We start from the raw sequence: 25,487 nt of genomic DNA on the forward strand, positions 1-25,487 counted from the left end.
ACTGTATGTGGTGACTGACACTCTGCTATCGGGGGCAAGCCCCCTCCCACATTTGTTTTGCAGTGTTGTTGGGATCAGCGGCGGTCTGCTACTACGCCAATCAACACCAGCACCACCACCAACACCGGCGCCAGGCTGTAGTTATTGAACTGGCTCAACCCCCGCACAATCCACGGCGTGGCGTAGATCAAGGCGGCGCCGCTGCCGATCATGCACACCAGCGCCATCAGCGGTACGCGCAACGCGCCGGCGATGCTGCCCAGGCGCGCTTCCACCCAGCCTTTGATATCAGCGCCAAACAGCACCAGCAGGCAGCCCACGAGGGCCAGGGAGATTTCCGACAGGTTGCTACGGCTCCAGCGGGACACGGTGGCGAGCAGGTCGAGTACCAAATCCATTCGATTTCCTTAAGAGCGGTCAGCTCAGAAACTTCTGCAGCAGGTCATTGAGAAAGAGTTGCCCACGGTCGGTCGCCGCCAGGCGTGACGGTTCGACCTGCATTAAGCCACTTTGTTCGGCCTCGCGGCGGCCTTCATCGAGGCTCGCCAGATCGAGGCCGGTACGCTCGGCGTAAAGCCTGGCCTCGACGCCATCGGTGAGGCGCAATGCGTTCATCAGGAACTCGAACGGCAATTCTTCGTTGGTCAGTTCCTTCGCGCCGGCCTGAAAGCTTTTGGCCGGGTTGAGGTAGTCCTTCGGTGCTCGGGTCTTCCAGGTGCGCACGATGCGCCCGTCGGGGTGGCTGAGCTTGCCGTGGGCTCCGGCGCCAATGCCGATAAAGTCGCCGAAGCTCCAGTAATTCAGGTTATGCCGCGCCGGGCGACCCGGTTGGGCGTAGGCCGACACTTCATATTGCGCGTAACCGTGTTCGGCAAGCAGCGCCTGGCCGGCCTCCTGAATGTCCCACAACGTGTCGTCTTCCGGCAGCGCGGGCGGCTGGTTCCAGAATACGGTGTTGGGTTCCAGGGTCAGCTGGTACCAGGACAAGTGCGTCGGCTTCAGCGCGATGGCCTGGCGCAAGTCGCTCAGGGCGTCGTCCAGGGACTGATCGGGCAAGCCGTGCATCAGGTCCAGGTTGAAGTTATCAAACCCGGCCAGGCGCGCCATGCCCGCCGCGCGTACGGCTTCATCGCCATTGTGGATACGGCCGAGGGCCTCAAGCTTTTCCTGCTGGAAGCTCTGAATGCCGATGGACAGACGGTTGATCCCCAGCTTGCGATAGGCGACGAACTTCTCTTGCTCGAAGGTGCCAGGGTTGGCTTCCAGAGTGATCTCGATATCACTGGCAAACGGGATACGCGCTTCCACACCCTTGAGCAGCCGACCCAATGCGGCGGCGCTGAACAGGCTTGGTGTACCGCCGCCAAAAAAGATCGAACTCAACTCCCGGCCGTACACCGCGTGCAGGTCCTGATCGAGGTCGGCCAGCAGTGCGTCCACATATTCCTCTTCCGGCAGCACTTTACTGGCGGTGTGGGAGTTGAAGTCGCAATAAGGGCATTTGCGCACGCACCACGGGATGTGGATGTACAGCGCCAGGGGCGGCAGTACCGGCAGTGCCGCCCGAGGTGTTTGCGCGCCGCCGTGGATCAGCGGCTGCGCGGAGGTGTTCTGGGTCATTTCAGGCTCAGGCGTTGGCGCAGCAAATCCATTGCGCGAGCACGGTGGCTGATCTGGTTCTTGTCGGTCGGGCTCAATTCGGCGCTGGAGACATTGCGCTCCGGCACCCAGAACAGCGGGTCATAGCCAAAACCATGTTCGCCACTGGCTGCATGCAGGATGCGCCCGTGCCACAGGCCTTCGCAGAGGATCGGCAACGGGTCATCGGCGTGGCGTACCAGGGCCAGCACGCAGACGAACTGCGCGCCGCGCTCTTCATCCGGCACGTCCTTGAGTGCGTCCAGCAGCTTGGCGTTGTTGGCCGCGTCGCCCTTGCCATCGGCATAACGTGCCGAGTAGATGCCAGGGGCGCCGCCGAGGAAGTCCACCGCCAGGCCCGAGTCGTCCGCCAGCGCCGGCAAGCCGGAGATACGTGCGGCGTTGCGTGCCTTGAGGATGGCGTTCTCGACGAACGACAGGCCGGTCTCTTCCGGCTCTACCTGGCTGAATTCGCCAATGGAGCGCAGTTGCACGGAATCGCCGAGCATCGCCTGCAATTCTTTGAGTTTGCCGGCGTTATGGCTGGCCAGTACGAGTTGGGTAAGGTTCATCATTCCGCCGGAAACAGTTCCTGGTTGAATTGGAAGCTATGGGCTTTGCCGCCGGTTTCAACATTGATGGTAAACGTCTTGTATTCCCGCTGGGTCACGGAGTAGGGCGCGAGATAATTGACGCCGCCTTTCTCGTTGATCTGCTTGAAGGTCAGGACCTCACTCTTGCCGCCCAGGTCCTTGATGGTGCCGGTGACTTGCGCGGCCACCGGGGTCACACCCTTGATCACGGTCACGTTGATCAGGCCTTTTTCCTTGCTGCGCACCACACCGACAGCCTGGGCCGTTTCCGGTTGCAGGAAGCTGGAGGTGAAGGTGTTGTAGTGCACGGTGATGTCACCGAAATCTTTCTTGCGGTTAGCGTCTATTGCGTCCGCAGCCACGGCGCTGGCGCCCAGGCAGGCGGTCAATAGAAAAATAGCTAAACGACTCATGAGCGTCCCTCTTGAAGATGATTAGACGGCAATCTTGTGGTCGGTCAGGCCAGGGCTGCTGACCCGGTAAATACCAATTTCGCCCAACAGGTTGGGCCATAGTTTACTCGCCCAGCCGTGGCGGTGCTGTTGATCGACGGCCAGGCGGTTGATCACCTTGGCTTCACGCTCGCCACACAGGGCTTCGAAGTCTTCGAAGGTGCAGAAGTGGATGTTCGGCGTGTTGTACCACGTGTACGGCAGGAAGTCCGACACCGGCATGCGGCCCTTGGTGGCCAGGTACCAGCGGCAGCGCCAGTGGCCGAAGTTCGGGAAGGTGATGATGCACTGGCGGCCGACGCGCAGCATTTCGTCGAGGATACGGTCCGGGTAGTGCACGGCTTGCAGCGCCTGGGTCATCACCACGATGTCGAAGCTGTTGCTGGCAAAGTTGCCCAGGCCCTTGTCCAGGTCCTGCTCGATCACGTTGATGCCCTTGGCCACGCACTGGGCGATGTTATCCGGGTCGTTTTCCAGGCCATAGCCGGTGACTTGCTTGTTGTCGCGCAGCCAGCTCAGCAGTTCGCCATCGCCGCAGCCCAGGTCGAGCACGCGGCTGCCGGCGGGGATCCATTCTTGGATGATTTCCAGGTCGGCTCTCATGGCGTTCTCACACAGTAATCCGGTTCATGTAATTGCCGAACGCCTGCAAGTAACGCGGGATCGGAATCAGGAAGGCGTCATGGCCTTGCGGCGCATCGATTTCCAGGTAGCAAACGTCTTTGCGCGCGGCCATCAGCGCATCCACCAGCTCACGGGAGCGGGCCGGCGAGAAGCGCCAGTCGGTGGTGAAAGACATCACGCAGAACTTGGCCGTGGCGCCTTCGAAGGTTTTCGCCAAGTCGTCGTCGTGATTGGCGGCCGGGTCGAAATAGTCCAGCGCCTTGGTCATCAGCAGGTAGGTGTTGGCGTCGAAACGCCCGGAGAACTCCTCACCCTGATAACGCAGGTAGCTTTCCACCTGGAACTCGACGCTGTGGAAGTCGTAGTTGAGCTTCTCACTCTTGAGGCCACGGCCGAACTTCTCACCCATGGAGTCATCGGACAGGTAGGTGATGTGCCCCACCATCCGCGCCAGCATCAGGCCGCGCTTGGGGATCACCCCGGCTTCCTGGAACGAACCGCCGTGGAACTCCGGGTCAGTCAGGATGGCCTGGCGCGCCACTTCGTTGAAGGCGATGTTCTGCGCCGACAACTTGGGGGCCGAGGCGATGGCCAGGCAATGGCGCACGCGGTCCGGATACGTGATGGTCCATTGCAGCGCCTGCATACCGCCGAGGCTGCCGCCGATCACGGCGGCCCATTGGTGGATGCCCAGCAGGTCGGCGAGACGCGCCTGGCTGTGCACCCAGTCTTCCACCGTCAGCACGGGGAAATCGGCGCCGAACGGTTTGCCGGTTTCCGGGTTGATGCTGCTCGGGCCGGTGGAGCCGTTGCAGCCGCCGAGGTTGTTCAGGCTGACCACAAAGAACTTGTTGGTGTCGATGGGCTTGCCGGGGCCGATGCAACTGTCCCACCAGCCGGGCTTGCGCTCGTCGACCGAGTGAAAACCGGCGGCATGATGATGGCCGGACAAGGCGTGGCAGATCAGCACGGCGTTGCTCGCCGTGGCGTTCAGTTGGCCGTAGGTTTCATGGATCAGGTCATAGGCAGGCAGCGAACGCCCGCAGGCCAGGGCCAACGGCTCGCTGAAGTGCGCCACTTGGGGCACGACCAGTCCAACAGAATCGGGGGGGAAGGCAGCTGGCATCGACCCTGCTCTCGTTTAAATGAGGCGTAAGTCTAAAGACCGCTGCACCTAGCGGCAAGCAATGGCGAGGGAGGGGCCTCCCTCGCCAGGGAACATCAGATCAGCAGGCGCAGAATCTCTGGCATGCCGGTCATGGCTGCCAGGTTGTTGATCACCAGCATGTCCAGCAACTTGAGCACCATGAACGCCAGGATCGGCGAAATATCCAGGCCGCCCAGGTTTGGCAGCAGGCGGCGGAACGGCGCCAGGGCTGGTTCGCAGATCTGGTTCACCAGCTCGGCGCCGGGGTTGTGGCTGCCCGGGGCGACCCAGGACAGGATCACGCTGATGATCAGGGCGAAGAAGAAGATCTTCAGGAACAGCGCGGTCACGCCGATGATGGACCAGACCAGCAGTTGCACGAAGTTGCCGGTGGTGCCGTAGGTCAGCAGCAGGGTCAGCGCCATCAAGGCCAGCTGTACCAGGATCGCCAGGACCAGCGACGACATGTCCAGGCCGAACAGGCTCGGGATGATCCGGCGCAACGGCTTGAGCAGCGGCTGGGTGGCCTTGACGATGAACTGGCAGAGCGGGTTGTAGAAGTTCGCGCGGACCAGTTGCAGCACGAAGCGCAACAGCACGATCAGCAGGTACAGGCTGCCGAGGGTTTGCAGCACGTAGACGGCTGCGGTGTTCAAACCAATCATGTTGGCTCCTTATTTGCCCAGTTGTTCGGCGAGTTCCGCCGAGCGGTGCGCAGCGGCACCCAATGCTTTTTCCACCAGGGCTTCAAAGCCCCCGGCCTGGAACGACTCGATGGCCGCCTGTGTGGTGCCGCCTGGCGAGGTCACGCGACGGCGCAACTCGGCGGCGTCCACATCGCTGGTCACCGCCATATGCGCGGCGCCCAGGGCGGTCTGCTCGGCCAGTTGCTCGGCCACGTCCTTGGACAGGCCCAGTTTCACGCCAGCGGCAGTCATGGCCTCGATCAGCAGGAAGAAATACGCCGGGCCGCTGCCGGACACGGCGGTGACCGCGTCCAGTTGCTGCTCCTGCTCCAGCCACAGGGCGAGGCCCACGGCAGACAGCAGCTCCTGCGCCTGGTCACGTTGTTCGGCGCTCACTTGCGCGGTGGCATACAGCCCGCTCACGCCTTGGCTGACCAGTGCCGGGGTATTGGGCATGCAGCGCACGATCGGCTGGGCACCGAGCCAGGTGTTCATGCTGGCGCAGGTGATACCGGCGGCGATGGACACCACCAGTTGCTGCGGCTGCAGGCTCGGCCGCAGGCTTTCGCACACGGCTTTCATGGCCTGCGGCTTAACGGCCAGCACGATGACATCGACGCCCTGGATGGCCTCGGCGTTGTCGGCAAAGGTTTCAATGCCGTGCTCGGCGCTGACGCGGGCACGGGTGTCGGCGCCTGGGTCGCTGGCGCGGATCTGCGTGGCGTCCAGGCCCTTGGCCCGCAGGCCACCGATCAGGCTGGCCGCCATGTTACCGGCGCCGATAAAGGCAATACGCGTGTTGCTCATGACAGGTCCTTACTCAGAGGGAAGTCAGCCATTTCATGGCTGGCCGTAGTCGCGGGCACCAAACAGGGCGGTACCGATCCGCACCCAGGTGGCGCCTTGGGCAATGGCCGACTCTAGGTCGTGGCTCATGCCCATGGAAAGTGTGTCCAGCGGCAGGTTCAGGCTGTTTTGCAGGTCGCGTACCGCGGCGAACGCTGCGTCTTGCGCGGTCCGATCTTCAGTCGGCTCAGGAATCGCCATCAGGCCGCGCAGCTTCAAGCGCGGCAGGGCGCTGATGGCGTCGGCCAGGGCTGGCAGGTCGGCGGGTGTACAGCCGGACTTGCTGGCCTCGCCACTGACGTTGACCTGGATGCAGATGTTCAGCGGCGGCAGGTCGGCCGGGCGTTGTTCGGACAAGCGTTGAGCGATTTTGAGGCGGTCCACGGAATGCACCCAAGCGAAGTTCTCGGCGATAGCGCGCGTCTTGTTCGATTGAATGGGGCCGATGAAGTGCCAACTCAAGGGCAAGTCGGTTAATTCGGCCTGCTTGCCCAGGGCTTCTTGCAGATAGTTCTCGCCAAAGTCGAGCATGCCGGCGGCATAGGCTTCGCGCACGGCTTGCGCGGGTTTGGTCTTGCTCACGGCCAGCAGGTGGATGCTGCTTGCGTCACGTTGCACGGCGTCGGCTGCGGCGCGGATGCGCTGGCTAACCTGGCCGATGTTGTCTGCTATCGTCGACATTCAAGATGCGCCCGTGGATATGGAGTCCGCGGCATTCTACTGGAAATGGAAAGCCCTATGGATATCACTGAATTACTCACGGCCAGCGTGCGCCGTGGTGCGTCCGACCTGCATGTGTCTGCCGGCCTGGCGCCGATGCTGCGACTGGATGGCGAGGTCTGGCCGCTGGAGGGGCCGGTGCTTTCACCTACGCAAGTAGCGGACTTATTGAGCCCTTTACTCACTCAGCACCAGCAAAAGGATTTCGAAACATCTCTAGAAACAGATTTTGCCTTCGAACTGCCCGGTGTGGCGCGGTTCCGGGCCAATGTGTTCCGGCAGGATCGCGGCATGAGTGCGGTGTTTCGCACCATCCCTTCTGAGGTCCAGAGCCTGGAAAACCTTGGTCTTGGCGAAGTGTTCCAGCGTATCGCCCAATTGCCACGTGGCCTGGTGCTGGTCACCGGCCCGACCGGCTCGGGCAAGTCTACGACTCTGGCGGCGATGATCGATTTCCTCAATCAGCATCGGCGTCAGCACATCCTCACTCTTGAAGACCCCATCGAATTTATCCACACGCCGAAAATGGCGTTGATCAACCAGCGCCAGGTGCATCGCGATACCCATGGTTTTTCCACTGCCTTGCGCTCGGCACTGCGCGAAGACCCGGACGTGATCCTGGTGGGCGAACTGCGTGACCTGGAAACTATCCGCCTGGCGCTGACGGCGGCTGAGACCGGGCACCTGGTGTTTGGCACCCTGCACACCAGTTCGGCGGCAAAGACCGTAGACCGGCTGGTGGACGTGTTCCCGGCTGGGGAAAGGGCCATGGTCCGCTCGATGCTGTCGGAGTCGTTGCAGGCGGTGGTGTCTCAGGTGCTAGTAAAGAAGATCGGCGGCGGACGCGTGGCGGCCCATGAAATCATGCTGGGCACGCCGGCCATTCGGAACTTGATCCGGGAGGACAAGGTGGCGCAGATGGTTTCAGCGATCCAGACCGGTGGGGCGTTGGGGATGAAGACGTTGGATATGAGCTTGAAGGCGTTGGTCGTGGGCGGGGTGATCAGCCGCGAGGACGCGCGGGAGAAGGCAAGGGTGCCAGCAGACCTGTAGGAGCGAGCTTGCTCGCGAAAAACTGATAGGCGCCGCGTTCATTCTGAATGCCCGCGTCATCGTTATCGTTCTTCGCGAGCAAGCTCGCTCCTACAGTAGATCGATCAGCGCTGGACGACCCGCAGGTTGTTGTTCTGCTCTTTCGGCAGCACCCGCTTGGCAATCACGTAATTCTTGTCCCAGAACGGCTTCTTCAGCGTGTCGATACTGACCGCCTTGCCACGACGCGGTGCGTGGATGAAGCGGTCATTACCCAGGTAGATGGCAACGTGGTTCACCTGGCGGCTCTTCAGTTTGAAGAACAGCAGGTCACCGGGTTTCAGGTCCTTGCGATCAACTTTCTGCCCGTGGCCGGCGGCCATGGCGTTGGAAGTACGCGGCAGGTCCACGGCAGCGACGTCGTTAAACGCATATTTCACCAAACCGCTGCAGTCGAACCCTTTACTTGGGCTGCTGCCGCCCCAACGATAAGGAGTACCGAGCACGTTGACGGCGCGGCTGAGGACGGTGCTGCTCTGCTTGGTGTTGACGCCGACCAGGCCCGGAACTGCTTTGCCGTTGTGGGCCTTGCTCAGTTGAGTCGGGCGGTTGACGGTCAGCTTTACCGACTTGGCGGTGCTTGGCGTGCTGTGGACTTTAGGGGTGAAACCGTTAACGTTAGGAAGTCGTTGCTCACGATTGGTGGCGTGGGCGGCCAGTGGCATTAATAGGCAAATGGTTAGCCATGTCTTGAAAAATGGTCGCATTAGGCGTGGCTCTTATGGGTTTGCGCGCAACTTTATAACAGCTTTTTGTGCCGTTCTCAGGCCGTTTGTCGACTGAACCTTGACGTCAAAATCAGGAAAAACGCGACGATTCGCCGCAATTGTCCTACACAAGTCAGGTGGCATAAGGCTTTGAGGGGAGGGAAGATACCATTTGCCGTACGTCGGGCGCCTGTAAAAAAGTCACAAAGAAAATGAAAAAATTTATCTATCGAGGCAAAAGAGGTACGCGATGAACACCTATCAGCAGATTGGCCCGCAGCAAGACACCCACAGTAAGGTGATCGGTTACCTGCTGTGGATTTTCGGTTTTACCGGGGCGCATCGCTTCTATTACGGCAAACCCGTCACCGGCACGATCTGGTTTTTCACCTTCGGTTTGCTGGGAATCGGCTGGTTGATCGACCTGTTCCTGATCCCGGCCATGGACCGTGAAGCGGACCTGCGTTTTACCGCCGGGCCCATCGAATACAACGTGGCCTGGATCCTGTTGGCGTTTCTGGGGGTATTTGGCGTGCACCGCATGTACCAGGGCAAATGGATCACCGGCTTGATCTACCTGCTGACCGGCGGTTTGTTCCTGGTGGGGGTGCTGTATGACTTCTGGACGTTGAATACGCAGATTTCGATCCGCAATGCCGAACGCAATTCCGGGCGGTAAATAACCTGTAGGAGCGAGCTTGCTCGCGAAGAACGTTAACGAAAACGCAGCGCTCTCAGGTAGCCCGCGTTGCCTGTCCGTTCTTCGCGAGCAAGCTCGCTCCTACAGTGTTGGGTAGCGTCAGGCCTGGTAACTGATACGGCCGTCGACCAAGGTGTAGCGCACCGTCGCCGGCAGGCTATGCCCAATGAACGGGCAGTTTTCGCCTTTCGACAGCCACTGCTCCCCGGCAACCGTGGAGCTGGCCGGATCAAACAGCACCAGATCCGCCGCCGATCCCACCGCCAACTTACCCGCCGGCAGGCGCAAGGCCTCTGCCGGGCCGGCGCTCAGGCGTGCCAGCAAGGTCGGCAAGTCCAGCAACCCATCTTCCACCAACGTCATCGCCAACGGCAGCAACAGTTCGACACTGCTGATGCCCGGCTCTGTCGCGCCAAACGGTGCCAGCTTGGCATCCCGCTCATGGGGCTGGTGATGGCTGGAAATCGCCGAAACCACACCGGACTTGACCGCTGCGCGCAAACCGTCGCGGTCGGCCAGGGTGCGCAGCGGCGGCTGCACGTGGTACAGGCTGGAGAAATCGATCAGCGCCTCATCCGTCAGAATCAGCTGATACAGCGCCACATCCGCCGTCACCGGCAAACCACGGGCCTGGGCCTGGGCGATCAAGGCCACGCCGCGAGCGCTGGTCAACTGGCTGAAGTGCGCGCGCACGCCGCTTTGTTCCACCAGCAACAGGTCACGGGCCAGGGCCACGGTCTCGGCGGTTTCCGGAATGCCCGGCAGGCCGAGGAAGCTGGCCACGGCGCCTTCATGGGCCAGGCCGCCTTCGGCCAGGTCGCGGTCCTGGGAATGGAAGATCACCGTCAGGTCGAAGGTGGCCGCGTATTCCAGGGCGCGCAGCAGCGTGCGGGTGCTGCGGAAGCTTTCCAGGCCATTGCCGAACGCCACGCAACCGGCGTCGCGCAGGGCGATCAGTTCGGCGAGTTGTTCGCCTTCCAGGCCTTTGCTCAGGGCGCCGATAGGGAACACCTTGCAATTGCCGGCTTCGCGGGCGCGGTCGAGGATCAGCTCGGTCACGGCCGAGGTGTCGAGGATCGGCTTGGTGTGGGGCGGGCAGCACAGGCTGGTCACGCCACCTGCAGCCGCGGCGCGGGTTTCGCTGATGATGTTGCCTTTGCGGCTGTAACCCGGCTCGCGCAGGGCGACGTTCAGGTCGACCAGGCCCGGCGCGGCCACCAAGCCTTTGGCGTCGAGGGTTTCAGTCGCGCTGAAACCCGCCGGAGCAGCGCCGATGGCGATAAGCTTGCCGGCTTCCAGATGCAAATCGGTAACTTGATCCAGGCCACTGGCCGGATCGATAACGCGAGCGCCAAGAATGCTGAGCTTCACTGGGCGTTCTCCTGCTCGAATTGACGTTGCGCGGTTTGCCCGCTCATGGCCATGGACAACACGGCCATACGGACGGCGATGCCGTAGGTGACCTGGTTCAGGATCACCGACTGAGGGCCGTCGGCCACCGCCGACTCAATCTCCACCCCACGGTTGATCGGGCCCGGGTGCATCACAATGGCATCCGGCTTGGCGCCGGCCAGGCGCGCGGTAGTCAGGCCGAACAGGCGGTAGAACTCGCCTTCGCTCGGCAGCAGGCCACCGGCCATGCGCTCACGTTGCAGGCGCAGCATGATCACTACATCCACGTCCTTGAGGCCGGCGGCCATGTCGGTGTAGACCTTCACGCCGTACTGCTCGATGCCGATCGGCAGCAGGGTTTTGGGTGCGATCACACGGATATCCGGGCAACCCAGGGCTTTCAGGGCCAGCATGTTCGAACGCGCAACCCGCGAGTGCAGGATGTCGCCGACAATGGCCACCGAAAGGTTTTCAAAGCTGCCCTTGTGCCGACGGATGGTGAGCATGTCGAGCATGCCCTGGGTCGGGTGGGCGTGACGGCCGTCCCCGCCATTGATGATCGCCACCTGCGGGCACACGTGTTCGGCGATGAAGTGGGCGGCGCCGGAGTCGCCGTGGCGCACCACGAACATGTCGGCGGCCATGGCTTCGAGGTTGCGCAGGGTGTCGAGCAGGGTCTCGCCCTTGCTTGCCGACGAGGTGGACACGTTCAGCGTGATCACGTCGGCCGACAGCCGCTGGGCCGCCAGTTCAAAGGTAGTGCGGGTGCGCGTGGAGTTCTCGAAGAACACATTGCAGATGGTCTTGCCGCGCAGCAGCGGGACCTTCTTCACCGCGCGGCCACCGACTTCGAGGAACGAGTCGGCAGTGTCGAGGATTTCGGTGAGCAGTTCGCGGGGCAAACCGTCGAGGGACAAGAAGTGTTGCAACTGGCCCTGAGCATTGAGCTGCAGCGGGCGCTTGGCATCGAGAGGCGTCATCGCGGGGACTCTTTACAAGGCGGTTTAAAGGGCGAGGTCTTGCAGTTCGAGTTCGAGCGGCGTGGGACCGGACAATTTTACCCGCTGGTGGGCTGAAAGCGACAGTGTGGCGCCGACCACATCCGGGCTGATCGGCAGTTCGCCGGCATCCAGGTCGAGCAGGCACACCAGGGTCACGCTGGCCGGGCGGCCGTAGTCGAACAGTTCGTTCATGGCGGCGCGGATGGTGCGGCCGCTCATCAGCACATCGTCGATCAGCACCAGGTGCTGGCCTTCGATCTCGAACGGCAGGGCCGACGGGCGCACTTGTGGGTGCAGGCCGTTCTGGCTGAAGTCGTCACGGTAGAAGGACACGTCGAGGGTGCCGAGGGGCGAGTCGCTGCCCAGTGCTTCCAGCAATGCCTGGGCCACCCACACACCACCGGTGCGAATACCGATGAAGCGCGGCTCGCTGATGTTGCGGTGTTGCAGATGGGCCGTGAGGCTTGTGGCCATCTGGCTGATCAGTTCGGCGGGGTTCGGCAGGCTCATGCAGGCTCCTTCAGGACCTTGGCGCAGGCAAGGTCCGGGCTCAAACGTAAAAGACACTGTAGGAGCGAGCTTGCTCGCGAAGAACTCACAGGCGCCGCGTGCATCACTGGATGCGCGCGTAATCGTTGACGTTTTTCGCGAGCAAGCTCGCTCCTACAAAAAGCAATGCGGCAATTCAGGATTCAAATAATGCAGTGTTTTCATCCAACCATCCCTGCAACAACAGGGCGGCGGCGATGGCGTCCACGGGGTTGTCGCGGTAGCTGCCCTTTTGCCCGCCACGGTCACGGCGCTCACCCTTGGCTTCAAAGGTGGTGAGGCGTTCGTCGTGGGTATAGAAGGGCAGGTTGTAGCGGCCATTGAGGCGGCGGGCGAATTTTTCGGCGCGCAGGCACATGTCGCTGGGGGTGCCGTCCATGTTCAAGGGCAGGCCGACCACAACCGCGTCGGGCTTCCACTCTTTAATGAGGGCCTCGACCTGGTTCCAGTCCGGCACGCCGTTCTGGGCTTTCAAGGTGCACAACTCGCGGGCTTGGCCGGTGATGACCTGGCCGACGGCGACGCCGATCTGTTTGGTACCGTAGTCAAAACCCAGGATCAGTCGCAAAGCCATCAGGCGTGCCCCGCCTGGCTGGTCAACAGGCTGAGGTTGACGCGCAGCTTGGCTGCAGCCGCTTCCAGGCGCAGTTCACTGGGCGTGTTGAACAGGATGTCGGCGTCGAAGGGGCACGTCAGCCAGGCGTTACTGGCGAGTTCAGCCTCCAACTGGCCGGCTTCCCAGCCCGCGTAACCGAGGGTGATCACACTCTGCTCAGGGCCTACGCCGTCGGCGATGGCGAACAACACGTCCTGGGAGGTGGACAGCGACACACCGTCCAGATCGACCGTGGCCTGGAACTTCGGCCCCGTCGGGTGCAGCACAAAACCGCGATCGGTCTGTACCGGCCCGCCGATGTAGATCGGCACGCCCTGGCAACGGGCAGGCGGGTCGACTTCCGGTCGCAGCTGCTCAAGGATATCCGCCAGGTTCAGCTCTTGCGGGCGGTTGACCACCAACCCCATCGCACCATTGGCCGTGTGCTCGACGATGTAGGTCAAGGTCTGCGCAAAGTTTGGGTCGGCCATATGGGGCATGGCGATCAGGAATTGATGCTTGAGGTAGGTCGGGCTGACGTTTTTCATGTTTGATAGTGTGGCGGTGGAGGGGCGAACTGACAAGCTGGTGATGTGCCACAGGGGGCAATTGTCATCAATTGCTCGACAGCCGATCGCCCTTGGCGAACTTCCAGGTTCGGATGATTTCCAGGCGGTCGACGTCGTTCAAGTCGCCGCTGAACGGCGCGAAAGGCGCGGCCAGGCGCACGATGCGCTGGGCGGCCTGGTCCAGCAGCGGCTGGCCGGAGGACTCCAATACCTGCACTTCATATAACGTGCCGTCGCGGTTGATTGAAACCAATAGACGCAAATTGCCGTAAATCTGCTGGCGCCTGGCTTCTTCCGGGTAATTGAGGTTGCCGATGCGCTCGACCTTCTTGCGCCACTCGTCTTTGTACCAGGCGCCTTTGTCGCGCATGGTCGAGGCGGCGTTCAGCCGGTAGATGCGCGGGCGCTTGGCGTACAGCTGCTGTTCGTTGGCCAGTTCGGCTTCAAGGCTGGAGATTTCGTCGGACAGGGTCGAGCTGTCGAAAGTCGGCGCTGGCTTGACGGGCTCGGGCGTGGGTTCGGTCTTGGACTTTTCGCGCTGGGTCGGGGCTTTTTGCGGCTTGGGTGCGACGGTGGTCACTGCCGCCTTGGGCGCGGCCTGCTTGACCTCGGGCTTGGGCACCGGCGGCGGGGTGACTTTATTCACCTTGTTGTCCTGGAACGGCGCCACTTCGGTGGTCTTGGGCACGGCTTTCTTGTCGAGGGTGCCGCTGCCTTGCTGATTGTCCTGGGCGAGGAAGTCAGCCTTCTCGGGCTTCTTTTCACTTTTGAACGTGGCGAGGGTGATTTCCAGGGTTTTGCTGATCTGCTTGGGCTCGACCATGGTGAAACCCACGCCGAGGATCAGCGCCAGGTGAATCAGCGCGGCCAGGAACAGGGTAAATCCGAGCCGATCAGCCGGGCGCACGCCGCTGTGGGAGAGTTCGGGGGGCAGGTCGGACGGGAGTGTCATGACAAAAAAACCAACATCGCGCGTTTCACAGGTGGGGCATGATAGCGCAATGTTGGTGCGTGTCCGGCTGTTCTATGTCACTTGGCTTGTAGCTTGCGCTCAATGGCTGCCATCAACATTTCGCCGATGTTCGTGCCAAATGCGTTGTCGATCTCGCGAATGCAGGTCGGGCTGGTGACGTTGATTTCAGTCAGGTTCTCGCCGATCACGTCCAGGCCGACAAACAGCAGGCCCTTTTCACGCAGGGTCGGGCCGACCTGGGCGGCAATCCAACGGTCCTTGTCCGACAGCGGGCGTGCTTCACCCCGACCACCGGCCGCCAGGTTCCCACGGGTCTCGCCCGCCGCCGGGATACGTGCCAGGCAGTAATCCACCGGTTCGCCGTCGATCATCAGGATGCGCTTGTCACCGTCCTTGATCGCCGGCAGGTAGGCCTGGCCCATGATCTGCTGGGTGCCCAGGGCAGTCAGGGTTTCCAGGATCACCGACAGGTTCGGGTCACCGGCGCGGTGACGGAAGATCGAGGTGCCGCCCATGCCGTCCAGCGGCTTGAGGATCACATCGCCATGTTTGGCGGCGAATTCACGCAGCACGTCGGCGCGGCGGCTGACCACGGTCGGCGGCGTGCACTGTGGGAACAGGGTGGCGAACAGCTTTTCGTTGCAGTCGCGCAGGCTTTGCGGCTTGTTGACGATCAGCACACCAGCGCGCTCGGCCTGTTCCAGCAGGTAGGTGGAGTAGACGAATTCCATGTCGAACGGCGGGTCCTTGCGCATCAGGATCACGTCCAGATCGCTCAGCGGGCTGTCGATTTCGTCGGCCAGCTCGAACCACTTCTCGGCGTTGGCAAATACCTGCAGCGGGCGCATGCGCGCGCGGGCCTCGCCGTCGCCCTGGTAAAGATCGCGCTGCTCCATATAGAACAGGGTCCAGCCGCGGGCCTGGGCGGCCAGGAGCATGGCCAGCGAGCTGTCCTTTTTATAGGAAATGCTGGCGATAGGGTCCATGACAATGCCGACGCGAACGCTCATGGGGGATTTCCTCTAGCAAATAAGGGCGCATAAAAGTGGCGTCAGAGTGGCGCTGCGGCTGTTGTGGGTCAAGGAAAAACCACCTGGCCGGTTGCTCGATAGATTGCGCCCGGAGACTGTGCTAAAAAGACTGCCACGGCGCAGCAGCCCTTGAATTCCAAGGCCCGCGGCGCTCATCCTGTGCAGCATCAGGCAGTACACACCGAAAACCGATTCGCTGTGGCGATGGCAGAGCAGATATGGAACAGCATTCCAACGCCTTGAGAGTGATGGTGATCGATGATTCGAAGACGATCCGCCGCACCGCTGAAACCTTGTTGAAGAACGTGGGGTGCGATGTCATCACGGCCATCGACGGTTTCGATGCCCTGGCCCGGATTGTTGATCATCACCCGCATATTATTTTTGTCGACATCATGATGCCGCGCCTGGATGGCTATCAGACCTGCGCGCTGGTGAAGAACAACCCGGCGTTCAAGTCGATTCCGGTGATCATGTTGTCGTCCAAGGACGGCCTGTTCGACAAGGCCAAGGGGCGCATCGTGGGGGTCGATCAGTTTTTGACCAAGCCTTTCAGCAAGGAAGAACTGCTGGGCGCGATCAAGGCCTACGTGCCGGGGTTCGCCGCAGTAGAACAAGCACACTGACGCCGCCTCACAAGGGCCGGCGTCCACCTATGTAGTGGGGAAAACCATGGCACGTGTTCTGATCGTCGACGATTCGCCGACCGAAATGTACAAATTGACCGGCATGCTGGAAAAGCATGGCCACCAGGTCCTCAAGGCCGAAAACGGCGCGGATGGCGTGGCCCTGGCTCGTCAGGAACTGCCCGATGCGGTGCTGATGGACATCGTGATGCCGGGCCTCAACGGCTTCCAGGCCACCCGCCAGCTGTCCAAGGAGCCGGAAACCAACGGCATCCCGATCATCATCATCACCACCAAGGACCAGGAAACCGACAAGATCTGGGGCGCGCGCCAGGGCGCCAAGGATTACCTGACCAAGCCGGTGGATGAAGAAACCCTGATCGCCACCCTGAACAAGGTGCTGGCCGGCTGACGGTTCGCCATCATGACCGAGTCGCAAACCGCCTTCGAGCTGCTGCTGGACATCGACCGCCGCTGCCGCCTGCTGGCCGCTGACCTGCCGTCCCAGGAAACCCGCCTGCAACGCTGGAGCGGGATCGGCTTTCGCCTGGGCCAGCACTGGTATGTGGCGCCCATGGGCGAAGTCGCCGAAGTCCTGCATGAACCGCGTTGCACGCTGATGCCCGGGGTCAAGGCTTGGGTCAAGGGCGTGGCCAACCTGCGTGGGCGCCTGTTGCCGGTGATGGACTTGGGTGGGTTCCTCGGCCTCGAGTTGTCCAAGGCGCGCAAGCAACGGCGCGTCCTGGTAGTGGAGTTCAACGACGTGTTTGTCGGGCTGCTGGTCGACGAGGTGGTGGGGATGCAGCATTTCGCACAAGACGCCTGGCGGGCGAACACCGCGCCCGACGCAGCGTTTATTCAAGGCCGGTTCGACGGCGACCCGTCGTGGCAGGTGTTCAGCCCCTTCGCTCTGGCCCAGGCCCCTGGCTTCATGGATGTTGCCGCATGACCACCGCTACCGCACTCAAACCCCAGGCTGGCTCACGCAGCCGCTCGCAGATCATCGTGCTGTTTATTGCACTGATCGTGTTCATCATGTTGCTGTTCGCCAACTTCGCGTACCTCAACACCCAGTCCACCTACGACAAACAGTACATCGGCCACGCCGGTGAGTTGCGCGTGCTGTCCCAGCGCATCGCCAAGAACGCCACCGAAGCCGCCGCCGGCAAGGCTGCGGCGTTCAAGCTGTTGGGCGATGCGCGCAACGACTTCGCCCAGCGCTGGGGCTTCCTGAAAAAAGGTGACCCGCAAACTGGCCTGCCCGCCGCGCCAAGCGCGGTGCGTGCCGAAATGCGCGCGGTGCAGACCGACTGGGAAGCACTGCTGAAAAACACCGACGCGATCCTCGCCAGCGAGCAGACCGTGCTGTCGTTGCATCAGGTGGCCGCGACCCTCGCTGAAACCGTGCCGCAACTGCAGATGGAGTCGGAAAAGGTCGTTGATATCCTCCTGCAACGCGGCGCTCCGGCCAGCCAGGTGGCGTTGGCCCAGCGCCAATCACTGCTGGCCGAACGTATCCTTGGCGCGGTGAACACCGTGTTGGCCGGCGACGAAACCGCCGTGCAAGCCGCCGACGCCTTTGGCCGTGACGCCAACCGCTTCGGCCAGGTGCTTAACGGCATGCTCCAGGGCAACCCCGGCCTGCGCATCACCCAGGTCGAAGACCGCGACGCCCGCGCGCGTTTGGCGGAAATCGCCGAACTGTTCGAATTCGTTTCCGGCTCCGTGGATGAAATCCTCGAGACCTCGCCACAGTTGTTCCAGGTGCGGGCCTCGGCGAGCAATATCTTCAACCTGTCGCAAACCCTGCTCGATGAAGCCTCGCACCTGGCCACCGGGTTCGAGAACCTCGCCAGTGGGCGCAGCTTCGACACCATCGGCGGTTACGTGCTGGGCCTGCTGGCGCTAGCCTCGATCATCCTGATCGGCCTGGTGATGGTGCGCGAGACCAACCGCCAGCTGCACGAAACCGCTGAGAAAAACGAACGCAACCAGAGCGCGATCATGCGCCTGCTGGATGAAATCGAAGACCTGGCCGACGGCGACCTCACCGTGACTGCCTCGGTGACTGAAGACTTCACCGGCACCATCGCTGACTCCATCAACTATTCCGTCGACCAGCTGCGCGACCTGGTCGCCACCATCAACCTTACCGCCGGACAAGTCGCCGGTGCGGTGCAGGACACGCAGGCCACCGCCATGCACCTGGCCCAGGCCTCGGAGCACCAGGCCCAGCAGATCGCCGAGGCGTCCACCGCGATCAACCAGATGGCCCAGTCCATCGACCAGGTCTCGGCCAACGCTGCCGAATCCTCGGCGGTGGCAGAGCGCTCGGTGGAAATCGCCAACAAGGGCAACGAGGTGGTGCACAACACCATCCACGGCATGGACAACATTCGCGAGCAGATTCAGGACACCGCCAAGCGCATCAAGCGCCTGGGCGAGTCGTCCCAGGAAATTGGCGACATCGTCAGCCTGATCGACGACATTGCCGACCAGACCAACATCCTCGCCCTCAACGCTGCTATCCAGGCAAGCATGGCCGGCGATGCCGGGCGTGGGTTTGCCGTGGTTGCCGATGAAGTGCAGCGCCTGGCCGAGCGTTCATCGGCGGCGACCCGGCAGATTGAAACGTTGGTGCGGGCGATCCAGGCCGACACCAATGAAGCGGTTATTTCCATGGAACAGACCACCACCGAAGTGGTGCGCGGCGCGCGGCTGGCCCAGGACGCCGGGGTGGCGCTGGAAGAGATCGAAGGTGTATCCAAGACCCTGGCGGCGCTGATCCAGAGCATCTCCAACGCGGCGCAGCAACAGACCTCATCGGCCGGGCAGATCTCCCTGACCATGAACGTGATCCAGCAGATCACCACCCAGACCTCGTCGGGCTCCACGGCCACCGCCGAAAGCATCGGCAACCTGGCGAAAATGGCCAGCCAGTTGCGGCGGTCGGTGTCGGGCTTCACCTTGCCACCGCCCAAGCAGGTCAATGATTGAAATGCTATCTGAAGAACACCACAGTCCAACTGTGGGAGCTGGCTTGCCTGCGATAGCGGTCTGTCAGATACAGATGTGTTGCTGACCCACCGCTATCGCAGGCAAGCCAGCTCCCACATTTGATCTCCACCAGTCGGGAGATCTTGGCAACATCAGCAACCCACGAATTCTAAGCGGAGCAGTTATGGTTGATCGGCACGACTACGTGGCCCTCGAATGGGTCAAGGGCGACATTGCCGAAACCCTGAAACAGGCTCGCTCGGCGCTGGACGCGTACGTCGAAACCTCAGACGGCGATGCGATCAGCGAGTGCCTGGCGTGCGTCCATCAAGTGCATGGCGCGTTGCAGATGGTCGAGTTCTACGGCGCGGCGCTGCTGGCCGAGGAAATCGAAGCACTGGCGCTGGCCCTGCAAGCCGGGAGCGTCAGCCAGCGCGACGAAAGCATCCGTCTGCTGCAACAGGCCCTTACTCAATTGCCGTTGTACCTGGACCGCGTGCACAGCGCCCGCCGCGACCTGCCACTGGTGGTGTTGCCACTGCTCAATGACCTGCGCAGCGCGCACGGCGAAAGCCTGCTGTCGGAAACCAGCCTGTTCAGCCCGCAACTGCTGACCATCGCGCCACTGCCCGACGAGGCCCTGGCCCAGCGCGCGGTGCCCGACCTGAAAGAGCAACTGCGCCAGTGGCACCAGCTTTTGCAGCAGGCGCTGGCCGGGCTGCTGCGTGAAGATCATGGCCCCAGCAACCTGGAAGACATGGCGCGGGTGTTCGCACGCCTCGAAGCTTTGTGCCAAGGCGCGCCGCTGTTGCCGCTGTGGCAGGTCACCTCGGCGTTGGTCGAAGGCATGCTCACCGGCGTGATCGCCAACAGCCCGGCGTTGCGCAGCCTGCTCAAGGCCAGTGACAAACAACTCAAACGCCTGCTGGCCCAGGGCATCGGCGGGATCAACCAGCCGGCGCCGGATGAATTGCTCAAGAGCCTGCTGTTCTATGTGGCCAAGGTCACCCGTCCGACGCCGCGCATGCAAAGCCTGAAAGAACGCTACGGCCTGGATGAAGCCTTGCCTGACAGCGCCGTGGTGGATGCCGAGCGCGCACGCCTGGCCGGGCCGGACCGCAACGCCATGGGCTCGGTGCTGGGCGCTTTGTGTGAGGAATTGGTACGGGTCAAAGAACGCCTCGACTTGTTCGTACGCAGCGACCGCCAACACACCAGCGACCTTGATGCATTGCTGGCGCCGTTGCGGCAAATCGCCGACACCCTGGCGGTGCTGGGCTTCGGCCAGTCGCGCAAAGTCATCATCGACCAACTCGCCGTGGTGCTGAGCCTGGCCCAAGGCCAACGCGAACCCAATGACGCTGTGTTGATGGACGTCGCCGGCGCCTTGCTCTACGTCGAAGCCACGTTGGCGGGCATGGTCGGCACCGTCGAGCCGGAAAGCCGCGAAGAAAGCCGCTTGCCCACCACCGACCTGACCCAGATCCACCAGTTGGTGATCCGCGAATCCTGCCAGTGCCTCAAGCAAGCCAAGGAACTGGTGATCGATTGCATAGAAGCTGATTGGGACCGCCAACGCCTGGAGTCCCTGCCGGAGCTGCTGAGCCAGGTGCGCGGCGCCCTGGCGATGATCCCGTTGCCTCGCGCGGCAAGCCTGATGCGTGGTTGCACCGATTACGTCGACGAGCAGTTGATGGGCAACGATGCACCGCCCTCCGAGATGGAACTGGCGCATTTCGCCGACGTGATCAGCAGCCTGGAGTACTACCTGGAACGCATGCTCCAAGACCCGGACGCTGCGGGCGAGCGAGTACTGGAACTGGCCACCCAAGGCTTGGCCGCACTGGGTTACCTGCCCGCCGAAAAACCCTGGCGCCAGGCCTTGATTGCACCGGATGGCGCGCTCTCGGCCGAGGTTACGCCGAGCCAATCCCAGTTCGATGCACTCGCCAGCCCAACGTCGCGCCTGAACCCGCCGGCCCAGCAGCGGCCCGGCAGTCTGTTGCCGCCGCCGGCTGACGAAGAACCCATCGACGATGAACTGCGCGAAGTCTTCCTTGAAGAGACTGACGAAGTCCTCGAGGTGCTGCACCGTAACCTGCCCAACAGCGCGGACAAAACCGCCCAGGCCGAAATGCGCCGCGCCTTCCACACCCTCAAAGGCAGCGGTCGCATGGTGCGCGCCCTGGTCTTGGCCGAGTTGGCCTGGGCGGTGGAAAACCTGCTGAACCGTGTGCTGGAGCGCAGCGTGACCCTCAGCCCCGACGTGCAGCAGGTGCTGGACGAAGCGGTGGCCTTGCTGCCGGAGTTGATCGCGGACTTTGCCATCGACGACCAGCGTCAACGCGATGAAGTCGACGCCCTGGCTGCCCGCGCGCACGCCTTGGCCAGCGGTACACCCGCGCTGTCCGCCGAGCCTCATGATCCGATGCTGCTGGAGATTTTCCGCAACGAAGCCCAAAGCCATCTGGACAGCCTCAACCACTTCCTGCAACGGGCTGCCGAGCATGTACCGCTGCAAGTCAGCGATGAACTGCAACGCGCCCTGCACACCCTCAAGGGCAGCGCCTATATGGCCGGCGTGTTGCCGATTGCCGAGCTGGCACGACCTCTCGACCACCTGACCCGTGAGTACAAGGCCCACCGCCTGCCGCTGGACCTGGACGAAGTGGAGTTGCTGCTGGAAGCCGAAGGTCTGTTCCAGCAGGGTTTACGCGATCTAGACAGCGACCCCTTGGCGCCGATCAACGGTGCAGAGGAGCTGATCAACCGCACCCAAAGCCTGCTGGATCACCAGCTTGAAGCGCTGCTCGACGTGCGCTTCAAGCGCGACCCACAGTTGATCGCCAACTTCCTGGCCCAGGGCATGGACATCCTGCTCGACGCCGAAAGCCTGCTGCGTCGCTGGCAGCAACACCCCGGTGAACGCCAGGAACTCACTGCGCTGCTGGATGAATTGACCACGCTGGGGGAGGGCGCGCACGTCGCAGACCTGCATGCCATCGACGCACTCTGCGAAGCCTTGCTCGACCTGTACGGCGCCGTGGAGGAAAGCAGCCTGGCGGTCAGCGAGCGGTTTTTCCATGAGGCCGAACAGGCCCATGAAGCGCTGATCAGCATGCTCGACCAACTGGCCGCCGGCCAGGAAATCAGCCCCGCGCCGGCCCGTGTCCAAGCCCTGCGCGAGTTATTGGATGAAGCCCTCGACCCGTCCGCCACCGGCCTGATCAAAAGCGACGGCAGCCGTGCGCTGAGCATTGCCGAACTGGGCGCCGCCACACAGCAGTTGGATCAGCAAACGACGATGGACGACGAGATCGTCGAGATCTTCCTCGAAGAAGCCGTGGACATCCTCGACAGTGCCGGGCAGTCGCTCAAGCGCTGGTTGCTGGAGCCCGACAACGCCGCGCCGTTGTCGTCATTGCAACGCGATCTGCACACCCTCAAAGGCGGTGCGCGCATGGCGGAAATCGAGCCGATTGGCGACCTGGCCCACGAGTTGGAATGCCTGTACGAAGGGCTGGTGGACCGGCGCTACAGTTACTCTGCCGAACTGTCCCAAGTATTGATGGCCAGTCATGAACGCCTCGCCTTGCAGCTTGAAGAACTGCACCATCACCAACCTTTGAGCGACAGCGCCGAGCTGATCGCCAGGGTGCGCGCATTGCGCCAAGGCAGCGCGCCAGCGGCACCGGTCGCCGCGCCGCCCGCGTCTGGCGCCGACCCTGAGCTGCTGGATATCTTCCTCGAAGAAGCGGCCGACATCCTCGACAGCTCCAGTGCTGCGCTGTCGCGCTGGCAGGCCGAGCCCGGCAATCGCCAGGAAGTGGAGACCCTGCTGCGCGACCTGCACACCCTCAAGGGCGGCGCGCGCATGGTCGAGATCGCGCCCATCGGCGACCTGGCCCATGAACTGGAATTTCTCTACGAAGGCCTGTCCGCCGGTTTGCTCGCGCCATCCCCGGAATTGTTCGCGTTGCTGCAAGGCTGCCACGACCGCCTGGCGCAGATGATCGATGCGGTGGCAGACGGTTTGCCGGTCGGCTCGGTGGACAAGCTCATCGAGCGCATCAAAAGCCTGGTGCACCCGAGCGACGAGCCCGTGACGCCATTGGCGTTGCCGGCGGGCAAGGCGGAGGCCGTCGTCGATCCGATGGCCGATATGGTGAAGATCTCTGCCGAGCTGCTCGACGACCTGGTCAACCTGGCCGGTGAAACCTCGATCTTCCGGGGCCGCATCGAACAACAAGTCAACGACGCACGCATCGCCCTGACCGAGGTGGAAACTACGATTGAGCGCATGCGCGACCAACTGCGTCGCCTCGACACTGAAACCCAGGGCCGCATCCTCAGCCGCCAGCAGGCCGAGGCCGAGCGCCTGGGCTATGAAGACTTCGACCCGCTGGAAATGGACCGCCATTCGCAGTTGCAGCAACTGTCTCGCGCGTTGTCCGAATCTGCCTCTGACCTGCTCGACCTCAAGGACACCCTAGAACGTCGCAACGAAGACGCCCACGACCTGTTGCAGCAACAGGCACGCATCAACACCGAGTTGCAGGAAGGCCTGATGCGCACGCGCATGGTGCCGTTCGAACGCATGCTGCCGCGCCTCAAGCGCATCGTGCGTCAGGTGGCGGGGGAGTTGGGCAAGGATGTGGAGTTCATTGTCGGCAATGCCGAGGGCGAGATGGACCGCAACGTACTGGAACGCATGGCCGCGCCGCTGGAGCACATGCTGCGCAACGCCGTCGACCATGGGCTGGAGTCCCGCGATGCACGGCTGCTGGCCGGTAAGCCGGAGAAAGGCCGCATCACCCTGGACCTGACCCACGAAGGTGGCGACATCGTCTTCGACATGCGTGACGACGGCGCCGGGGTGCCGCTGGAGGCGGTGCGACGCAAGGCAATCAAGCGCGGTTTGCTCGATCCCAATCAGGAGATCAGCGACCGCGACGTGTTGCAGTTCATCCTGCAACCGGGCTTCTCCACGGCGGAAAAGATCACGCAGATTTCCGGGCGTGGTGTGGGCATGGATGTGGTGCATGAAGAAGTGCGTCAGTTGGGCGGTTCGATGTTCATCGACTCGACGCCGGGTATGGGCGTGCACTTCCGTATTCGCCTGCCGTTCACCGTGTCGGTCAACCGCGCGCTGATGGTGCAATGTGCGGACGACCAATATGCGATCCCGCTCAACACCATCGAAGGCCTGGTGCGTGTGTTGCCCCATGAGCTGGCCGGGCACTACCAGCAAGATCCACCGCGTTATGAATACGCCGGCCAGCGTTACGAGCTGTTTTACCTGGGCGACCTGCTGCACACCGTCAGCCGCCCGAAACTGTTGGGCCAATATCAACCAGTGCCGGTGCTGCTGGTGCAGTGCAATGAGCGGCGCGTGGCGATCCATGTGGACGCCATGGCCGGCACACGAGAAATCGTGGTCAAGGGCCTGGGCCCGCAGTTTGCCGGCGTGCAGGGCTTGTCCGGCGCGACCATTCTGGGCGACGGCCGCGTGGTGTTGATCATCGACCTGCTGGCGCATATCCGCGCCCGCCCAGCGGCCTTGCCGGCGCAGTCAGTGGATGCGCCGCTGATCCTCAACGACCCGCTGAAAAAGCGTCCGTTGCTGGTGCTGGTGGTGGACGACTCGGTCACCGTGCGCAAAGTCACCAGCCGCCTGCTGGAACGCAACGGCATGAACGTGCTCACCGCCAAAGACGGCATCGACGCCCTCGCCGTGCTGGAAGAGCACAGCCCGGACCTGATGCTGCTCGACATCGAAATGCCGCGCATGGACGGCTTCGAAGTCGCCACCCAAGTGCGCAACGACCCCCGGCTGATGCGCCTGCCGATCATCATGATCACCTCGCGCACCGGCCAGAAACACCGCGATCGCGCCATGGCCATCGGCGTGAATGACTACCTCGGCAAGCCGTACCAGGAATCGGTGCTGCTCGAAAGCATCGCCTACTGGAGCAAGTCCCATGCTTGACCACCGCACCAGCCAACTCACTGGCCTGCTGCTGCCCCTGGCCGACCGCCATCTGGTGCTGCCCAACGTCGCCATCGCCGAGCTGATCGACTTCCAGCGCGGCGAACCGGCCAGCGATGCGCCGCCGTGGTATTTGCGGCAAGTGACCTGGCGCGACCGGCAAATCCCGTTGATCAGCTTTGAAGCGGTGTGCGGTGAAGCCAGCGTGACCGGCGAACGCTCGCGGATCGTGGTGTTGAATGCGTTGGGCGGGCGGCCGACGTTGAAGTTTATTGCGTTGGTGATCCAGGGGATTCCCCGGTCGTACAAGCTCGACAGTGAGCTGAGTTATGTGGATGTGCCGCTGTGCCCGCTGGAGCTGGCGGCGGTGCAGGTGGGCGAGCATGTGGCGAAGGTGCCGGATTTGCTTGGGCTGGAGGCACTGCTGGTAGAGTCCGGCCTGGCCTGACAGTGACCCACTGTAGGAGCGAGCTTGCTCGCGAAAAACGCCAACGATAACGCAGCGCTCCTTTTAACCAGCGGTGCCTGACGGTTCTTCGCGAGCAAGCTCGCTCCTACAG

Annotated in this window: 25 protein-coding genes; 8 read left to right on the forward strand and 17 right to left on the reverse strand. The window is 62.5% G+C overall.

Translation table 11 applies throughout. The features are described 5' to 3' along the window. Positions 1-74: 74 nt before the first annotated feature. From HX793_RS17130 to HX793_RS17170, 9 genes are all read right to left on the reverse strand, one after another. Positions 75-398 (reverse strand): DUF3392 domain-containing protein, encoded by a 324-nt coding sequence (locus HX793_RS17130; protein WP_016972961.1) that lies wholly within the window; start codon positions 396-398, stop codon positions 75-77. Positions 399-417: 19 nt separating this feature from the next. After that, positions 418-1,620 carry a radical SAM family heme chaperone HemW gene (gene hemW / locus HX793_RS17135; protein ID WP_256348332.1) on the reverse strand — a complete coding sequence of 401 codons (1,203 nt, stop codon included), beginning with the start codon at positions 1,618-1,620 and terminating at the stop codon, positions 418-420. Further along, on the reverse strand, positions 1,617-2,213 hold the full coding sequence (rdgB, locus tag HX793_RS17140; protein WP_177052683.1) for an RdgB/HAM1 family non-canonical purine NTP pyrophosphatase: 597 nt from the start codon (positions 2,211-2,213) through the stop codon (positions 1,617-1,619). Before rdgB ends, hemW begins: the two co-directional genes overlap by 4 nt. Continuing rightward, positions 2,210-2,644, reverse strand: coding sequence for a DUF4426 domain-containing protein (locus tag HX793_RS17145; RefSeq protein ID WP_028618309.1), 435 nt, complete (start codon positions 2,642-2,644; stop codon positions 2,210-2,212). Before HX793_RS17145 ends, rdgB begins: the two co-directional genes overlap by 4 nt. A gap of 21 nt (positions 2,645-2,665) precedes the next feature. After that, positions 2,666-3,286 carry a methionine biosynthesis protein MetW gene (gene metW, locus HX793_RS17150; RefSeq protein ID WP_010207236.1) on the reverse strand — a complete coding sequence of 207 codons (621 nt, stop codon included), beginning with the start codon at positions 3,284-3,286 and terminating at the stop codon, positions 2,666-2,668. Between the two features lie 7 nt (positions 3,287-3,293). Next, positions 3,294-4,433: a homoserine O-succinyltransferase MetX gene (metX, locus tag HX793_RS17155; RefSeq protein WP_016976034.1), complete on the reverse strand. Its 1,140-nt coding sequence runs from the start codon at positions 4,431-4,433 to the stop codon at positions 3,294-3,296. Positions 4,434-4,528: 95 nt separating this feature from the next. Then, positions 4,529-5,119 carry a YggT family protein gene (locus tag HX793_RS17160; RefSeq protein ID WP_028618307.1) on the reverse strand — a complete coding sequence of 197 codons (591 nt, stop codon included), beginning with the start codon at positions 5,117-5,119 and terminating at the stop codon, positions 4,529-4,531. Positions 5,120-5,128: 9 nt separating this feature from the next. Continuing rightward, complete coding sequence (gene proC / locus HX793_RS17165) at positions 5,129-5,947, reverse strand: pyrroline-5-carboxylate reductase (protein ID WP_177052684.1); 819 nt, start codon at positions 5,945-5,947, stop codon at positions 5,129-5,131. Positions 5,948-5,980: 33 nt separating this feature from the next. Continuing rightward, positions 5,981-6,667 carry a YggS family pyridoxal phosphate-dependent enzyme gene (locus tag HX793_RS17170; protein WP_016976037.1) on the reverse strand — a complete coding sequence of 229 codons (687 nt, stop codon included), beginning with the start codon at positions 6,665-6,667 and terminating at the stop codon, positions 5,981-5,983. 57 nt (positions 6,668-6,724) lie between these two features. On the opposite strand from HX793_RS17170, the gene HX793_RS17175 reads away from it, so the two are divergent. Then, positions 6,725-7,759 (forward strand): type IV pilus twitching motility protein PilT, encoded by a 1,035-nt coding sequence (locus HX793_RS17175; protein WP_177094286.1) that lies wholly within the window; start codon positions 6,725-6,727, stop codon positions 7,757-7,759. 104 nt (positions 7,760-7,863) lie between these two features. Here HX793_RS17175 and HX793_RS17180 read toward each other — a convergent pair whose 3' ends face one another. Then, positions 7,864-8,505, reverse strand: coding sequence for a C40 family peptidase (locus HX793_RS17180; protein WP_016976039.1), 642 nt, complete (start codon positions 8,503-8,505; stop codon positions 7,864-7,866). 250 nt (positions 8,506-8,755) lie between these two features. Here HX793_RS17180 and HX793_RS17185 point away from each other — a divergent pair, with 250 nt between their 5' ends. Further along, on the forward strand, positions 8,756-9,184 hold the full coding sequence (locus HX793_RS17185; protein WP_016976040.1) for an NINE protein: 429 nt from the start codon (positions 8,756-8,758) through the stop codon (positions 9,182-9,184). Positions 9,185-9,304: 120 nt separating this feature from the next. Here the strand turns inward: HX793_RS17185 and HX793_RS17190 are convergent, their stop codons facing one another. The 7 genes from HX793_RS17190 to gshB form a co-directional block, all read right to left on the reverse strand. Continuing rightward, positions 9,305-10,576: a dihydroorotase gene (locus HX793_RS17190; RefSeq protein ID WP_016976041.1), complete on the reverse strand. Its 1,272-nt coding sequence runs from the start codon at positions 10,574-10,576 to the stop codon at positions 9,305-9,307. Continuing rightward, positions 10,573-11,577, reverse strand: a complete 1,005-nt coding sequence (locus HX793_RS17195; RefSeq protein ID WP_016976042.1) for an aspartate carbamoyltransferase catalytic subunit — start codon at positions 11,575-11,577, stop codon at positions 10,573-10,575. The genes HX793_RS17190 and HX793_RS17195 overlap by 4 nt, the downstream gene beginning before the upstream one ends. Positions 11,578-11,601: 24 nt before the next feature. Then, a complete protein-coding gene (pyrR, locus tag HX793_RS17200) occupies positions 11,602-12,108 on the reverse strand; it encodes a bifunctional pyr operon transcriptional regulator/uracil phosphoribosyltransferase PyrR (RefSeq protein ID WP_033897063.1) in 507 nt (168 codons plus the stop codon). 175 nt (positions 12,109-12,283) lie between these two features. Next, positions 12,284-12,721, reverse strand: a complete 438-nt coding sequence (gene ruvX, locus HX793_RS17205) for a Holliday junction resolvase RuvX (protein WP_003195067.1) — start codon at positions 12,719-12,721, stop codon at positions 12,284-12,286. After that, positions 12,721-13,290 carry a YqgE/AlgH family protein gene (locus tag HX793_RS17210; protein ID WP_033897066.1) on the reverse strand — a complete coding sequence of 190 codons (570 nt, stop codon included), beginning with the start codon at positions 13,288-13,290 and terminating at the stop codon, positions 12,721-12,723. The genes ruvX and HX793_RS17210 overlap by 1 nt, the downstream gene beginning before the upstream one ends. Before the next feature lie 67 nt (positions 13,291-13,357). Continuing rightward, positions 13,358-14,263, reverse strand: a complete 906-nt coding sequence (locus HX793_RS17215; protein WP_177094288.1) for an energy transducer TonB — start codon at positions 14,261-14,263, stop codon at positions 13,358-13,360. 77 nt (positions 14,264-14,340) lie between these two features. After that, positions 14,341-15,294: a glutathione synthase gene (gene gshB / locus HX793_RS17220; RefSeq protein ID WP_177094290.1), complete on the reverse strand. Its 954-nt coding sequence runs from the start codon at positions 15,292-15,294 to the stop codon at positions 14,341-14,343. A 239-nt stretch (positions 15,295-15,533) separates the two neighbouring features. Here gshB and pilG point away from each other — a divergent pair, with 239 nt between their 5' ends. From pilG to HX793_RS17250, 6 genes are all read left to right on the forward strand, one after another. Continuing rightward, positions 15,534-15,941 carry a twitching motility response regulator PilG gene (gene pilG / locus HX793_RS17225; RefSeq protein ID WP_010564379.1) on the forward strand — a complete coding sequence of 136 codons (408 nt, stop codon included), beginning with the start codon at positions 15,534-15,536 and terminating at the stop codon, positions 15,939-15,941. Between the two features lie 46 nt (positions 15,942-15,987). Next, positions 15,988-16,353, forward strand: coding sequence for a twitching motility response regulator PilH (gene pilH, locus HX793_RS17230; RefSeq protein WP_016976047.1), 366 nt, complete (start codon positions 15,988-15,990; stop codon positions 16,351-16,353). A gap of 12 nt (positions 16,354-16,365) precedes the next feature. After that, entirely contained in the window at positions 16,366-16,890 is a 525-nt protein-coding gene (locus HX793_RS17235; RefSeq protein ID WP_033897068.1) for a chemotaxis protein CheW, read from the forward strand. Then, on the forward strand, positions 16,887-18,938 hold the full coding sequence (locus HX793_RS17240; protein WP_177094292.1) for a methyl-accepting chemotaxis protein: 2,052 nt from the start codon (positions 16,887-16,889) through the stop codon (positions 18,936-18,938). The genes HX793_RS17235 and HX793_RS17240 overlap by 4 nt, the downstream gene beginning before the upstream one ends. Positions 18,939-19,122: 184 nt before the next feature. After that, a complete protein-coding gene (locus HX793_RS17245) occupies positions 19,123-24,927 on the forward strand; it encodes an Hpt domain-containing protein (RefSeq protein WP_177094294.1) in 5,805 nt (1,934 codons plus the stop codon). After that, entirely contained in the window at positions 24,920-25,375 is a 456-nt protein-coding gene (locus HX793_RS17250) for a chemotaxis protein CheW (protein ID WP_058426570.1), read from the forward strand. Before HX793_RS17245 ends, HX793_RS17250 begins: the two co-directional genes overlap by 8 nt. Positions 25,376-25,487 lie beyond the last annotated feature (112 nt).

The sequence above is a fragment of the Pseudomonas reactans genome (genome assembly GCF_013387025.1).
Taxonomy (GTDB): Bacteria; Pseudomonadota; Gammaproteobacteria; order Pseudomonadales; family Pseudomonadaceae; genus Aquipseudomonas; species Aquipseudomonas reactans.